A 14,930-nucleotide genomic window follows, 5' to 3' on the forward strand; every position below is an offset into this window, starting at 1 on the left:
AGCGAGCAGCCGCCGCACTGGCCGAAGTGCGCGCAGCGAGGTTCTACGCGATGCGGCGAGCGTTCCAGCACTTCGAGCGTCTCGGCCTCGTCGAAGTTGCGGTGGCGCTTGCGGATGCCCAGGCGGACCTGCTCGCCCAGCAACGCCCCGCTGACGAACACGGTCTTGCCGTCAATGCGGGCGACCCCGCGGCCGTCATGGGCGAGGTCGGTGATGGTGGCTATGGCTTCTTTCATGGACTCGACAAACGAAACGCCCGGATCGTTGGACCCGGGCGCGGGTTGCAGGAGGGAGCGGGCGGCTTACTTGCGCTGCCAGGCGCCCGCGGCGTCCTGATAATACCAGCCACCGTGGGCGCGCTCGATCCAGCCCTTGGCGAAGGTCTGGCGGATCTGCGCTTCCCACTCCGGATGGCCGTTGGCGCGGGCGATTTCCCGGTACAGCGCGTTGCGGTCGCGGTTCTCGTCGGCGATGGCGGCGTTGGCCTGGGCACGCTGGCTGAGTGCGATCTTGCCGGCGTCGCGTACGGCCACCAGGCCGTCCTTGGTGAACCCCACCGCGCCGGCGTCGAGGAGCGCTTGCAGGGTGCTCTCGAAGCGTGCCCGCATGCGCCCCCGGATCGCCTCGGTGGCCGGCGTCTGCACGCGGATGTCGGGCGTGTCGGCATAGGCGGCCGGCACCAGCAGGTCGAGCAGCATGGCCGAGGGCCGGGCCGGCTCATGCTCCTGCGGTGCGGGCTTGCTGTCCTGCGCCGGCGCATTGCCCTGGTCGATCACCGTGCCGATGAAACGGTCGGCGGCCTTCTGCGCGGCCGCCTCGGGGAAATAAACGTTGATGGTGACGCAGCCGACCAGGGCGACCATCACGGTGGTCAGCAGGACGTAGACGAGCTTGCGCATGATGGGCTCCTGAGGGGTTGGACGTCAGCGGATCTGGGGACCGCCGCCTTCGGTGGCCGCCTTCAGCCGGCTCACCAGGGTCGGCCAGTCGACCTCGTGCTGATGGCCGATGACCTGAAGGTGCGGCAAGCCGCTGCCATCGACGATAGTGTACCCGTCGCCGCTATTCTCCAGCCCGCTCATGTGGCAGACCGTGCCGGCCAGCCGGCAGTTGAGGCCGATGCGCTGGTAACCGAACGTCTTGAACAGCTTGAGCACGGCGCCCTGCAGGCCCGCGGCCATGCCGCCGCCACCGACGGAGGTGAGGTTGTTGACCGCGCGCTGGCTGATGCGCCCTCCTTCGTCGGCGAGCAGGTGCGCATCGAACGCGACCGGCTGCCAGTCGACCAGGCGCAGGCTGTCGATGCTCCCGTGCAGCGGACCGGTGATGCTGCCGAAGTCGAACACGCTGGTGATCGAGCCCAGGTCCAGCTGGCGGAAACCGACGTCTGCCGCCAGCACCGGGCTGGGCCCGAATGGCTGCGTGAGCGCGAGCTGGGTGATGTCGACGAAACCGTTGAAGACATTGACCGACAGGCCGCCCGCCAGCTCCACCGTGTCGTCGACCCACCGCAGCGAGGGGATCGCGCCGCCGAGCGTGCCGGGGAATTGCGGCCAGCCCATCGCCTTGCTGAAAGCCGCCATGTCCACGCCGGTGACCGCCAGCGAGGCCTCCAGCCGCTTGCCCTTCGCCGCAGCGGGACGCCAGTCGAGTTCGCCCACGCGTACGGTCCCGCCGAGCAATCCCACGCCCAGCGGCTGGGTCAACCCGAGCGTGCCGCCCTGGCTGCGCCACTGCGCCCTGGCCGGGCCGAAAGGCAGGCGGTACAGGCGCAATGCACGCCAGCCGAGGCTGGTGGTGGGGCGATCGGCCTGGGCGGACCAGTCCAGCCCACCGTTGAGGTCGTCGATACCCAGCCGGCCATCGGCCGTCGCCAGGTAGAGATGGTCGGCCGAGAAGGCGAAGCCGTGCGGCCCGTCGGCGCGAAGGTCGAGGTTGCCGCTCAAGGCGCCGCGCGCATCCACGCCATGCAGGCCCAGCGTATCCAGCCAGGCTGCGCCGTAGCGGTCGTAGGCGGCGGGAAAACGGGCCTGGAAGCGCTCCAGGCGGAGCCGGGCCAGGTTGCCACGGGAGTCGAAGGCGAGCGCGCCGTCCAGCTGCAGCGCATCGGCATCGTTGACGCGCAGCCGATTGATCGCCAGAGCACCATCCTGGCCCACCGCAGCGACGTTGAGCTGCACCGGATGGTCCGGCAGCCTGGCGTAGATCGGGCCGAGCAGCAGCTCGCCGCCACGCAGGACGGCGTCCACGGTGAACCGGGCCGGGCCGCCCTGCGTGTCGATGCCCAGGCGGCCGTTGCCATTCACGCCCTGCCCGGCCAGCGTGCCGGTGGGGCTGTCGAAGCCGACGCCAGCCAGCTTGAACTCGCCGGAGGACTGGATGCCGTTCTGGTGCACGTCCAGCGCCAGTTCGGCATCCAGCCGGCCGCCCGTGGGCCGTCCCGACCAGACCGTGCCGAGCAGGCCCGCCAGCCATTGGGCCGGCAGGTCCTTGAGGGTGATCTGTGCGTGGCTGGTCTGGTCGAGCGGCACCCACGCACTTGCCGCCGCCGCGGCCTGCGCGATATCGGCCTGCAGGGTGTTGGCGCGCTCGTCGATCACCAGGTGCACGTCCGAATTCCCGAGTGCGCCACCCGGCGCGCCGCGCAGGGCCAGCGTGCCGTCGAGCATCCAGCGCATCTGCAGGTCGCGCGACAGCATGCCCTGCAGGTCCAGCCCGACCCGGTGCCAGCCCATGGCGGCCACGTCCGCGCGCGCCGCATGGAGCTTGAGCATCAGCCCGCCTTTCTCGCTCTCGCCGATGTGCAGGCTTACCTGCTGCAGCCGCACGCCGGGCATCGCGACCACCCTGGCGGTCACGTCGACATCCGCCCGCGCCGGCGCCGTCCATGCGGCAACGAGGAACAGGCCGAGGCACAGCAACAGGCGGCGGGAGGGCGGGAGCATGTGCCATCATTCTGCCAAAGCCAGCTGAACGACATGGATTTCGTCAATGAGCACAGCCGCCTTCCTGCGTGACCCGCCACCCGGGAACCTTCCCCCGCCCTACGTGTTGGTGGCCGATGACGATCCGGCGAGCCGCCGCTTCCTCGGCGACGGGCTGCGTGCGCTGGGTGTGCAGGTGCACGAGTGCGCCGACGGGCAGATGGCGCTCGCACGAGCCGCCATCGAGACGTTCGACCTGCTCCTGCTCGACTGCCGCATGCCAGGTGCCGGCGCGCATGAGGTGCTGGCGGCCTTGCGCGCCGACGCCCAGGCCCGCTCGGCCGACGCACCTGCCGTGGCGACCAGCGCCGAGGTGTCGGCCGACGATCGCCAGCGGCTGCTGACCGCCGGTTTCAGCGATGTGCTGCTCAAGCCGTGCGAACTGGAGGCGCTGCGCCCATTGGTCTCGCTCGCCCGCACCAGCGGCCGCCGCGCGCCGTTGCTCGATGACGCGGCCGGCCTGGTCAGTAGCGGCGACCAGGGCACGATGCAGGCGCTGCGCGGCCTGTTGCGCGAGGAGCTCTCCACGCTGGTGCAGGAGCTGGACCACTTTTGCACGGACCCGCCCCGCCTGGTCGAACGCCTGCATCGCTTGCGGTCGGCCTGTGGTTTCTGCGGGGCATCCGCGCTGTCGCTGCAGGCGACCCACCTGCAGCGGCAGCTGGAGACCCGGGGCTCGGCCGTCGATGGAGCACGGGAGAGGTTCCGTCAGGCGCTGATCACGACGCTGGCAGCGCTGGATCGCTAGCCGACTGCAAGGCCTGGCGCCTGCGGCGGTCTTCCGGCAAACCCAGGTGCAGCCCACGCTCTGCGATGGTCACTCCGGGGGGCGCCGCGACATGGCCGTGGCCAGCACACGCCAGGCGTGCAGTTCACCGCCACCCAGGTGGAAGCGGATCACCTCGCGCATCAGGCGGCGTAATGCCGCCTGTCCGGCGACCGCGGGGGGCTCGTCCATGGCCAGCGCCAGCAGGTGCTCGCCGAGGATCGCCCGCGGCGCATCGTTCGGACAGGCCACCGGCCCATGCTCCACCTGATAGCGGTACCAGCCTTGCGCCGCCACCGGCTCGCCGCTGTCGGCATCGGTGTCCAGTTGCAGCGCATAGCCGATGGCCGCAAGCAGGTCGCGTTCGAACCGGCGCAGTTGCCAGGCCAGGGGGCCCGGGCCGGTGAGCCGCGGCAGGGTCCGCCCGTAGGCTTCGAACAGGTCGGGCAGCGGATCCTGGCGACCGGTCAGGCGCACCACCAGTTCGTTGAGGTAGAGCCCGGCCAGGCCAGCGTCGCCGGCCAGCCGTAGTGGCGCACCGGCGGGCTCGGCGCCGCGCAGGGTCGCCAGTTCGCCCCGCAGCGACAGGTCCAGCGCCAGCGGCTGGAACGGCTCGAGCTGTGCCCGTTGCAGCCGTGCCCGCTCGCGCCGGACGCCACGCGCGACCACGCCCAGCCGTCCGTGGTCCCGGGTGAGGCATTCGAGCAGCAGCGAGGTCTCCCGGTAGGGCCGCGCGTGCAGGACGTAGGCGGGCTGCTGGTCGATGAGCATGACCGACGGTGGCGAGGATGGGGAACGGGGTGATCTTGAGGCGCTGGCGCTTGCCGTGCCAGTGAGGCCTTGCGCGGGACGTCAGGCCCGCCACGCGCCCTGTTTCAGTCCGTATAACCGAGCTTCTTCAGCATCGCTTCGTCATCGACCCAGCCTTCGCGCACCTTCACCCACAGCTTGAGGAACACCTTGCGCTCGAACAACCGCTCCATATGGCGGCGGGCCGCACTGCCGATGGCCTTGAGCTGGGCACCGCCCTGTCCGATCACGATCGCCTTCTGCCCGTCGCGCTCGACCCAGATGACCGCGTGGATTTCGGCAACGCCGTCCTCGCGGTCCTTGAACTGCTCGATCTCCACCGTGGTCGCGTACGGCAGCTCCTGGTCGAGCCGGAGCATCAGCTGCTCCCGCACCATCTCGGCGGCCAGGAAGCGCTCGCTGCGGTCGGTGACCTCGTCCTCGCCGAAGACCGGTGGACGCACCGGCAGGCGCTCCAGGATCGCCCGCTCCAGTTCCTTCAGGCCCTTTTGCTTGAGGGCACTGACGTAGTGGATGTCGGCGAACTCGTGCCCGGCAGTCAATTCGGCAACGAACGGCAGCAGCGCCCCCTTGTCCTTGGCCAGGTCGACCTTGTTGATCGCCAGCAGCCGCGGCACGTTCTGCTCGACCAGTGCGGCGTACAATGCCTCATCCTCGTCGGTCCAGCGGCCGGCTTCGATCAACTGCACCGCCAGGTCGACCTCGCCCATGGCGGTACGTGCGGCGCGGTTGAGGCTGCGGTTCATCGCGCGCTTGGCGCCGCGGTGCAGGCCCGGGGTATCCACGTACATCACCTGCCCCGCCTCGCTGGTCGCAATCCCGAGGATGCGATGGCGGGTGGTCTGGGGGCGTGGGCTGACGATGGAGAGGCGAAAGCCGATCAGTGCGTTGAGCAACGTCGATTTGCCCACGTTCGGGCGACCGACCAGGGCTACGGCGCCACAGCGGAAATTCTCGTGCGGCAGGTCGCCGGGAAATGCGGTTTCATCGTTCATGGAAAAAGGTTCCGGCGGACAGGAGGCAAAGCATGGCGCCGCCGCGCCGATGGCGCCAGCGGCGGGGGAAGCGGAATTCAGGCAGGTGGCAGCGGCTCGGCCAACTGGCCGAGCACGATCTCCGCCGCGTCCTGCTCGGCGGCACGCCGGCTCGGGCCGCTTGCGGCCGCGCGCAGGGGCGCCGGCTCGGCGATGCTGCAGGTCACGTCGAAGACCTTGGCGTGGTCCTCGCCGTGGCTGCCCGCCAGTTCGTAGACCGGCAGCGGCAGGCCGCGCGCCTGCAGCCACTCCTGCAGGCGGGTCTTGGCATCCTTGGAGGATTTGGGCAGGTCGGCCACGCGCCGGGCGAACAGCTCCCGCACGGTCTGGCGGCAGGCCTCGAATCCGCCGTCGAGGTAAACCGCCGCGACCAGCGCCTCGAACGCGTCGGCCAGGATCGAGTCGCGCCGGAAACCGCCGCTCTTCAACTCGCCCGAGCCCAGCTTCAGCCCATCGCCAAGCTCCAGCTCGCGCGCGACCACTGCCAGCGCCTGGCCATTGACCAGCTGCGCCCGCAACCGTGAGAGCTCGCCCTCGCTGGCGCGCGGGTGCGCCTCGAAAAGCATTTCCCCGACCACCGCGCCGAGCAGCGCATCGCCGAGGAATTCCATCCGCTCGTTGTTCGGCCGCCCGGCGCTGCGGTGGGTCAGCGCCAGTTCGGCGAGCGAGGGATCACGGAAACGGTAGTCCAGCTTCACTTGGCGTCAGAGCGGCACGTTGCCCTGCAAAGGTACGCTCTTGTCGAAGTGCAGCAGGAAGTCGATGTTGTAGATGAACGGGATCTGCTTGTCGTACGACACGCGCAACTGCGTGCCGTTGCTGCGGTCAATGGTGATGTCCTGGGGCTGGATGGTCGCATCGTCCACGTACTGGAAACCCATCTTGAACAGGAGGTCCCGGCGGATCTCGTCCAGCGACTTGCCGTCGGCGCCCTCGGTCGAGACCTGGTTCATGGCCTTGGTCACGCCCATGTATTCGGAATAGGCCGGCACCAGCCTCATCGCCATGTAGCCGAAGAAGGCCACGACGATCAGGATGACCAGAAACCCGATCAGGGTGATGCCCGTTTGCTTGCTCTTCATAGTCCCCTCGCTATGCCGCTGCGGCGGCCGCTTCGTCTGCCATTCTCGCGCGCCACCCTGGCCTTGTGACACGCGCTTGAGTGGCGCCTGTCACGTCCTGCATCAGTGGATGATCTTGCCAATCCGGGAGAAGTCGATCCAGCCGTCATGCGTCCCCTTCCAGCTCAGCCAGATCAGGAAGGCCTTGCCGGCCAGGTTCTGTTCCGGCAGGCAGCCCCACCAGCGGCTGTCGGTGCTGTTGTAGCGGTTGTCGCCCATCACGATATAGCAGCCGGGCGGCACCCTGGCAGGCACCTTGTCGTTGGGGATGGAGAACGGCACCGAGTAGGCGGGCATCCTGGCGATCATGTGATCGATGCTGCCCTTGCCGTCCGACCGCGGCAGATGCTCGGTCCATACCGTGGCGCCGTAGTCGCGCATCAGCCGCGACTCGTCGCCGTTGAGCCGTCCCTGGAAAGGCCCCGTCAGGTCGGCGGACACCGGCTTGCCATTGATCAGCAGCTGGTCGCCGTGCGACTCGATGGTATCGCCGGGCAGCCCGATCACGCGCTTGATCCAGTTCTGGTTCGGCACGGGCGCATGCGGATCGGAGCAGCTGATGTCGCCGCTGCGCGCCCACTGGCCGTCGTCGTCCTGGCACAGGTAGCCGGGGAAACGGAACACCACCACGTCGCCGCGCTTGGGTTCGCCCAGGCCGAGGAACTTGTTGTTGAAGGCCGGCATGCGCAGGCCATAGGCGAACTTGTTGACCAGGATGAAATCGCCCACGTCGAGCGTCGGCATCATCGAGCCGGAGGGGATGCGGAACGGTTCGGCCACGAACGAACGCAGCACCAGCACCACCAGCACCACCGGAAACAGCGAGCGCGCCCAATCCACCGGCGCCGGGTCACGGTACTCGTCGCCGGCCGCATCCAGGCGCGCCTTGCGCTTCTTGTACAGGAACAACCGGTCCAGCCCCCACACCACGCCGAAGAGCACGGTGAGAGCGAGCAGGATCGCGGAAAAATCGAATTCCATCTGGGGCTCCTATCGGAGCGGGGAACAGGGAACCGGGAACGGGGAACGAAGACCAGGCCACGGCCCGTCCGTTCCCCGTTCCCGGCTTCCCGCCCCCCGCCTCACTATTTATCCACTTTCAGAACGGCAAGGAAGGCCTCCTGCGGGATCTCCACGCGGCCGACCTGCTTCATGCGCTTCTTGCCTTCCTTCTGCTTCTCCAGAAGCTTCTTCTTGCGGCTCACGTCACCGCCGTAGCACTTGGCCAGCACGTTCTTGCGCAGCGCCTTGACCGTGGAACGGGCGATGATCTGCGCGCCGATGGCGGCCTGGATGGCGACATCGAACTGCTGGCGCGGAATCAGGTCTTTCATGCGCTCGACCAGCTCGCGACCGCGGCGGTCCGCATGGCTGCGGTGCACGATCAGGCTCAGTGCATCCACGCGATCGCCGTTGATCAGCACGTCCACGCGCACGAACGGGCCGGCCTCGAAGCGCTCGTGGTGGTAGTCCATCGAGGCGTAGCCGCGCGAGACCGACTTGAGGCGGTCGAAGAAGTCCAGCACCACTTCGGCCAGCGGCATCTCGTAGCTGATCTGCACCTGCGTGGCGAGGTACTGGATGGAGCGCTGCACGCCGCGCTTTTCCTCGCACAGGGTGATGATGTTGCCGATGTAGTCCGGCGGCGTGAGGATGTTCGCGACGATGATGGGCTCGCGAATCTCCTGGATTTGCGGCACCGGCGGCAGTTTCGAGGGATTGTCCAGGTCCATCACGGTGCCGTCGGTCTTGAGCACCTCGTAGACCACCGTCGGCGCCGTGGTGATGAGGTCGAGGTCGTACTCGCGCTCGAGCCGTTCCTGCACGATTTCCATGTGCAGCATCCCCAGGAAGCCGCAGCGGAAGCCGAAGCCCATCGCCTCGGAGGATTCGGGTTCGAAGAACAACGCCGCGTCGTTCAGGCGCAGCTTGTCCAGCGCCTCGCGCATCGCCGGGTAGTCGTCGGCCGACACCGGGAACAGGCCGGCGAACACGCGCGGCTGCATGGTCTGGAAGCCCGGCAGCGGCTTTTCGGCCGGCTTGGCGGCCAGGGTCAGCGTGTCGCCGACCGGCGCGCCGTGCACGTCCTTGATCGAGGCGTTGATCCAGCCCACCTCGCCGGCACCGAGCTTGTCCAGCTTCTTGCGCTTGGGCGTGAACACGCCCACGTCGTCGACCTCGTGCACGCGCCCGGTGGACATCACCAGCAGCTTGTCGCCGGGCTTGATCTCGCCCTGCATCACCCGCACCAGCGAGATCACGCCCAGGTAGTTGTCGAACCAGGAGTCGATGATCAACGCCTGCAAACGGTCGGTGTCGCGGGGCTTGGGCGGCGGGATGCGCGCGACGATGGCCTCGAGCACCTCGGTCACGTTCTGTCCGGTCTTGGCACTGATCGCCACGGCATCGTCGGCGTCGATGCCGATCACGGCCTCGATCTCGCCCTTGACCTTTTCCGGGTCGGCGGTGGGCAGATCGATCTTGTTCAATACCGGCACCACTTCCAGCCCCTGCTCCACCGCGGTGTAGCAGTTGGCGACCGACTGCGCCTCCACGCCTTGGGCGGCATCGACCACCAGCAGCGCGCCCTCGCACGCGGCCAGCGAGCGCGACACCTCGTAGGAGAAGTCGACGTGGCCGGGCGTATCGATGAAGTTGAGCTGGTAGGTCTTGCCGTCACGCGCGGTGTACGGCAACGACACCGACTGGGCCTTGATCGTAATGCCGCGCTCGCGCTCGATCGGATTATTGTCGAGCACCTGGGCTTCCATCTCGCGCTCGCTCAGGCCGCCGCAGAGCTGAATGATGCGGTCGGCGAGCGTCGACTTGCCGTGGTCGATGTGGGCGATGATGGAGAAGTTGCGGATCAGTTCCATGGAATACGCTGGTCGGGCTTTCACGGCCTGGAGGGCCGCGCACCGCCGGGATGGCGATACGAACCCGGTATTGTCGCATGGAATCGGACTGCGCCAACCAGGCGCCCGCGTGCTGGCGATGCCGTGAAACGTGGCATCGCGCGCAAGCGGGCACCTGCGAGGCAGGCGGGGCCTACTTGTCCGACGGCACGGTCAGCGCGATGAACTGGGTATCATCGCCCCGGCGCACGAGCAGCAATACGGTGTCGCCCGGCTTGACGCTCCTGGTCGCCGCGCGGAACGCGGACACGCTGCCGACGTTCTGCTGACCCACGCGCAGGATCACATCGCCCGGCTGCAGGCCGGCCCGCGCGGCAACCGGACCGGTGATGTCGCCGATCAGTACGCCCTCGCCTTTTTTCAGATCGAGCTGCTGGCGCGTGTCGTTGTCCAGCTCGCGTACGCTCAGTCCGAGCGCGGCCGAGCCCGACTGGACCGGCGAATGGTCGCGGCCGCCCGCGCCGGTCCCGTCGTGAGGAGCCTCGCCGACCGTCACCTGGATGGTCTGCTTCTTGCCGTTGCGCAGTATCTCCACCGGCACCCTGCTACCCGGCTTGGTCATGCCGACCACCGGAGGCAGATCACCGGCGTCCGTGATCGGCTGGCCGTTGTAGCCGACGATGATGTCGCCGACCTGGATGCCGGCCTTGTCGGCCGCACTGCCCTCCTGCACCACGCCGACGATGGCACCGCGCGGGTTGTCCAGCTTGAGCGCCTTGGCGATCTGGCTGTCCACGCCGCGCACCTGCACGCCGAGCTGGCCGCGGGTGACGTAGCCATGGTCCTTGATCTGCTGCACCGCGTTCATCGCCACGTCGATCGGGATCGAGAACGACACGCCGAGGTAGCCGCCAGTGTTGGAGTAGATCTGCGAATTGATGCCGACCACCTGGCCCTGCAGGTTGAACAGCGGGCCGCCCGAGTTGCCGCGGTTGATCGGCACGTCGGTCTGGATGAACGAGGTATAGGGCTGGTCACCGCTCCCGAGATTGCGCCCCACGGCGCTGACGATGCCCTGGGTGACGGTGTAGTCCAGGCCGAACGGCGAACCGATCGCCAGGACCCATTGGCCCGGCCTGAGCGAGCGCGACTCGCCGATGGACACCGCGGGGAGGCCACTCTGGTCGACCTTGAGCAGGGCGATGTCGTAGCTCGGGTCGGTGCCCACTACCTTGGCGTCGAGGGTGCGCCGGTCCTGCAGGCGCACGGTGACTGCGTCGGCGCCGTCGACCACGTGGTTGTTGGTCAGGATGTAGCCGTCACTGGACACGATGAAGCCCGAGCCCAGCGAGGTGTGCGCCTGCTCTTCCGGCGAGGGCATCATCGGCATGCCGAAGAAGCGGCGGAAGAGCTCCATCTGCGGATCGTCGGGCATGCCGGCCTGCATCCCCGGTTCCCGGCGCCGGCCGTTGTACTTGGCCTCCACGTGCACCACGGCAGGCGCGTTCTTCTTCACGATCGGGGTGAAGTCCGGCAGGCCGGCCACGGCCGGCGCGGGGGTGCCCGCCTGCGACGGCGCGTTTGCCTGCGCGGCCGGCGGCTCCGCCTGGGCGCAGCCGGCCGTCACCAGGCCCATCAACACGCAGCAGGTCAGGGTGCGCAAGGGAAATCGATTCATGGACGTTCCTCCTTCAGGCAACAAAGGGACGCGACCGTGCACGGTCCGCGGGGCGGACCGGCTCGGAGGCTAAAGGGAATACGACCGCGGTGAGCGCACGCGGGCGCGGATCACTGGGTGCCGGTAGCCGCCTGTCGCGGATAGCGGGCGGCTGGCACCTGCTGCGGGTCGATCAGCAGGTAATAACCGGGCTGGCTGCGCAGCGAGCGCACCGGCTCGACGCGATAGGGTGACAGGCTGCGCGCATAGGGCATCAACCCTCCGCCATAGCTATCGCCAAGGGTAGCGGCAGCCTGCTGGCTGTAACGCGAGGCGGTGTCGCTGCTGAGCCACGGCGGCACCGCGGCAGGCGTGGCCGGCTCGGACGGGGCAGCGACTTCGGCAGCCGGGGTGTTCTGCGCCAGCGCCGTCGCCGCGTGCTCGTCGTCCGCCATCGGGCGGGCGATCATCAGAGCTGCCACCGCGACGCTGGCGGCAATGGCGCCGCCGGCCGACCAGCGCAGCCAGTGCGGCGTGCGCCGTCCCGTGCCGGCCTCGGATTCCTGCGCGATCGCCTGCTCCACCCGTGCCGCGAAACCGGCCGAAGCCACCGCCGGCAACTGCCGGCGCAAGCCGTCGCGCGCCAGGTGATAGCGCGCCCAGGCCTGCCTCAGCACGGCATCGTGCTCGAACCGGCGCAGCAGGAAGCGAAGCTCCTCGCGGGCGAGTTCGCCGTCGATGCCGGCCGAAAGGTGTTCACGTTGGTCTTGCGTCATGTCGGATGATCCTCGCGGTCCGAGAGCAGTGGCCGCAGTTGCTGATCGATCGCTTCGCGCGCACGGAAGATCCGCGAACGCACGGTACCGATGGGACAGCCCATCGCCTCGGCGATTTCCTCGTAGCTCAGGCCGTCCACCTCGCGCAGCGTGATGGCGGTCCGCAGCTCCTCTGGCAGCGCTTGGACAGTATCGAAGACGGTTTGTTCAATCTCCTGCCGAAGCAATTCGCGTTCGGGCGTGGCGCCCTCCTGCATCCGCTCGGCGCCGGTCAGGAAAACGGCGTCCTCCGCCGCGATATCGTCCATCGGCGGCCGGCGGCCCATCGCCACCAGGTGGTTCTTGGCCGTATTGACGGCAATCTTGTACATCCAGGTATAGAACTGGCTGTCCCCGCGGAACGAGCCGATCGCCCGCCAGGCGCGCACGAACGCCTCCTGCGCCACGTCCTCGCATTCGGCGTAGTTGTTGACGTACCGGGAAATCAGGCCGATCACCTTGTGCTGGTACTTGCGCACCAGCAGGTCGAAGGCGCGCCGGTCGCCGTTTTGGACACGCTCGACCAGGGCGCTATCCAGTTCGTTTTCGCCCATCCGGGCCGTCTCCTTCGATAACCGCTTGGGTGGCGCCAGCCGGATGGTAACGCGCCGCCCTCAGACAAGCGGCAGCAGCGCAAGTTCACACGGGCGTCACGATGGCTGGCCAGTCCAAAAAAAGCCGTCGACGGGCGACGGCATGCATTCAAGATGCGGCGTGGATGTCCTGGATCAAGGGTGCCGGTTGGGTGGGCTCGGATTCACGCCACGTTGGCCTGGGGCTCTGCCAGCAGGCGCTGGCGCTCGGCCAGCAGGCGGTCGAAGCTGGCATGCGGCAGCGGGCGGCAGAACAGGTAGCCCTGCAGCTCGTCACAGTGGTTGGCGCGCAGGAACTTCAGATGCTGCTCGATCTCCACGCCCTCGGCCACCACGCCGCGTTTCAGGCGATGCGCCATCTCGATGGTGGCGCGCACGATCGCCTCGTCGTCCGGGTCGATGCCGATGTTGCGCACGAAGCTCTGGTCGATCTTGATGCGGTCCGCCGGCAGTTTGCGCAGGTAGTCGAGCGAGGCCGCGCCGGTGCCGAAATCGTCGATCGCGATGCGGCACCCCAGCCGATGCAGGCCGTGCAGGTTCTCCACCAGGTTGGGCACCGCCTTGATGCTGATGCTTTCGGTGACCTCCAGCTCCAGCAGTCGCGGGTCCAGGCCCGACTCGGCGAGCGCCGCCGTCACGGTGTCCAGCAGGTCCGGTTCCATCAGCTGCACGGCCGAAAGGTTGACGCCCAGGCGCAGGCGCAGGCCGTACTTCTCCTCCCATTCGTGCGCCTGGCGGCAGGCGGTGCGCAGGACCCAGGCGCCGAGCGACACGATCAGGCCGGTCTCCTCGGCCAGCGGGATGAACACGCCGGGGCTGATCGGGCCCAGTTCCGGGTGCTCCCAGCGCACCAGCGCCTCCATGCCGACGATGTCCTCGCTCTCGGCGTCGACCTGCGGCTGGTAGAACACGCGCAGTTCGCCATTGCCTTCGGCATGGCGCAGCCGGGTCTTGAGCAGCACGTCGTGCTGCTGCGCCTGTTCCGGACTGATCTCGTAGAACTGGAAGTTGTTGCGACCCTGGCGCTTGGCCGCGTACATCGCCTCGTCGGCGTGCTTGAGCAGGGTTTCGGCGTCGAGCGCATCGTCGGGATAGAAGCTCACGCCGATCGAGGCGGTGACCTTGAGCGGTGCCTCCTCGCCGGCAATCTTGAGCGGCGCCTCCATCACCTGCACGATCTTCTCGGCCACGCGCAGCACGTCATCGTTCTTGATGATGTGGCGCAGCACCACCACGAACTCATCGCCGGCATAACGGGCCACGGTGTCGGAGGCGCGCACGCTGGAGCACAGGCGGTGGGTGACCGTCTTGAGCACGTGGTCGCCGGCGGCGTGACCGAGCGTATCGTTGATGTCCTTGAAGCGGTCCAGATCGACGAACAGCACCGCGAAGGTTTCCCGGGTGCGGTGCGCCTCGCGGATGATGGTGTCCAGGCGGTCGTTGAACAGCAGGCGGTTGGGCAGGCCCGTGAGCGCATCGATCAGGCCTTCGGCCCGGCCTTGCTCGCGGGTCAGCCGCAGCTCCTGCGCATGCGCGAAGCGCGCGGCGGCGCAGCGCAGCACCGGCTCGACCAGGCCCATGTCGCCGAACGGCGTACGGCTGCCGACCAGCAGGGCGCCCAGCACCGAGCGCCGCTCGTCGAACAGCGGCAGGCCCGCAAAGCCGGATACGCCAAGCATCTCGATCAATGGATCGCTCGCAGCAAGCTTGCATGCATCGGCCGGGTGCAGCACCGCCTTGCCGTCCAGCACCTGGCGCAGCACGCCCTGCTGGGCCGGCGCGGGCCAGGCCTGGTCCTCGCCACGCCACAGCTGGATCAGCAGGCCCGGGCCGGACGCGCCTTCCGCCGGCCGGGACGACCACAAGGCGAGATAATCCAGGCCCAGTTCGTCCACCAGCAGGCGCGCGGCGACCTTCTGCGTGTCGATGCCACTGGCCGAGGCGAACATGCGCGAGAGCAGGCTGAGGGCCGCCTCGGCGCGGATGTCGGCGCGGTCGCTGCGGAACAGCAGCGCGATGGCTTCCTGTTCCCCGTGGCGGATCCGCCGTGCGCTGGCCTGGCCGGTGTCGGCGCCACGGCTGGAACGCCGTTGGCATGCGTACCATCGCCGATCGGCCTGCTGCAGCACGTGTTCGATGCCGATGCCCTCGAACGCCAGCAGTTCGCGCAGGCCACGGCCGACCAGTTGCTCCACCTCGAGATGGCTGTGCCGCACCACCGCCGAACTGGTTTCCAGCACGCGCTCGGTCTGCGGATCGACGATCAGCCACTCGCTCGCGTCCTCCTCGAACGCG

14 protein-coding genes are annotated in these 14,930 nt (G+C 68.3%); 1 reads left to right on the plus strand and 13 read right to left on the minus strand.

The features are described from left to right. From VFH59_RS00035 to VFH59_RS00045, 3 genes are all read right to left on the minus strand, one after another. Positions 1-236 (minus strand): TRAM domain-containing protein (locus VFH59_RS00035; protein WP_325162837.1); only part of this gene is annotated, 236 nt, incomplete at its 3' end. A 66-nt stretch (positions 237-302) separates the two neighbouring features. After that, on the minus strand, positions 303-899 hold the full coding sequence (locus VFH59_RS00040) for a YdbL family protein (RefSeq protein WP_325162838.1): 597 nt from the start codon (positions 897-899) through the stop codon (positions 303-305). A 24-nt stretch (positions 900-923) separates the two neighbouring features. Beyond that, positions 924-2,945: a hypothetical protein gene (locus tag VFH59_RS00045; RefSeq protein ID WP_325162839.1), complete on the minus strand. Its 2,022-nt coding sequence runs from the start codon at positions 2,943-2,945 to the stop codon at positions 924-926. A gap of 46 nt (positions 2,946-2,991) precedes the next feature. Between VFH59_RS00045 and VFH59_RS00050 the strand changes: the two genes are divergently transcribed. Further along, the gene (locus VFH59_RS00050) at positions 2,992-3,732 is read left to right on the plus strand and encodes a response regulator (protein WP_325162840.1); all 741 of its coding nucleotides are present in this window, start codon (positions 2,992-2,994) and stop codon (positions 3,730-3,732) included. Between the two features lie 69 nt (positions 3,733-3,801). Here the strand turns inward: VFH59_RS00050 and recO are convergent, their stop codons facing one another. The 10 genes from recO to VFH59_RS00100 form a co-directional block, all read right to left on the minus strand. Then, positions 3,802-4,521, minus strand: a complete 720-nt coding sequence (gene recO, locus VFH59_RS00055; protein ID WP_325162841.1) for a DNA repair protein RecO — start codon at positions 4,519-4,521, stop codon at positions 3,802-3,804. A 104-nt stretch (positions 4,522-4,625) separates the two neighbouring features. After that, positions 4,626-5,555, minus strand: coding sequence for a GTPase Era (gene era / locus VFH59_RS00060; RefSeq protein ID WP_325162842.1), 930 nt, complete (start codon positions 5,553-5,555; stop codon positions 4,626-4,628). A 77-nt stretch (positions 5,556-5,632) separates the two neighbouring features. Beyond that, positions 5,633-6,292, minus strand: a complete 660-nt coding sequence (gene rnc, locus VFH59_RS00065; protein ID WP_325162843.1) for a ribonuclease III — start codon at positions 6,290-6,292, stop codon at positions 5,633-5,635. Positions 6,293-6,298: 6 nt separating this feature from the next. Continuing rightward, a complete protein-coding gene (locus VFH59_RS00070; protein ID WP_325162844.1) occupies positions 6,299-6,676 on the minus strand; it encodes a DUF4845 domain-containing protein in 378 nt (125 codons plus the stop codon). Positions 6,677-6,778: 102 nt separating this feature from the next. Next, positions 6,779-7,696: a signal peptidase I gene (gene lepB, locus VFH59_RS00075; RefSeq protein ID WP_325162845.1), complete on the minus strand. Its 918-nt coding sequence runs from the start codon at positions 7,694-7,696 to the stop codon at positions 6,779-6,781. Positions 7,697-7,800: 104 nt separating this feature from the next. After that, a complete protein-coding gene (gene lepA / locus VFH59_RS00080) occupies positions 7,801-9,591 on the minus strand; it encodes a translation elongation factor 4 (protein ID WP_325162846.1) in 1,791 nt (596 codons plus the stop codon). Positions 9,592-9,763: 172 nt separating this feature from the next. Continuing rightward, entirely contained in the window at positions 9,764-11,248 is a 1,485-nt protein-coding gene (locus VFH59_RS00085; protein WP_325162847.1) for a DegQ family serine endoprotease, read from the minus strand. Positions 11,249-11,358: 110 nt separating this feature from the next. Beyond that, positions 11,359-12,003, minus strand: coding sequence for a sigma-E factor negative regulatory protein (locus tag VFH59_RS00090; protein WP_325162848.1), 645 nt, complete (start codon positions 12,001-12,003; stop codon positions 11,359-11,361). Then, positions 12,000-12,596: an RNA polymerase sigma factor RpoE gene (rpoE, locus tag VFH59_RS00095; protein ID WP_325162849.1), complete on the minus strand. Its 597-nt coding sequence runs from the start codon at positions 12,594-12,596 to the stop codon at positions 12,000-12,002. The genes VFH59_RS00090 and rpoE overlap by 4 nt, the downstream gene beginning before the upstream one ends. Positions 12,597-12,799: 203 nt before the next feature. Then, on the minus strand, positions 12,800-14,930 hold a 2,131-nt coding region (locus tag VFH59_RS00100; RefSeq protein ID WP_325162851.1), incomplete at its 5' end, for a bifunctional diguanylate cyclase/phosphodiesterase.

The organism is Frateuria sp., from assembly GCF_035695185.1.
In the GTDB taxonomy this organism is placed as follows: Bacteria; Pseudomonadota; Gammaproteobacteria; order Xanthomonadales; family Rhodanobacteraceae; genus Frateuria_A.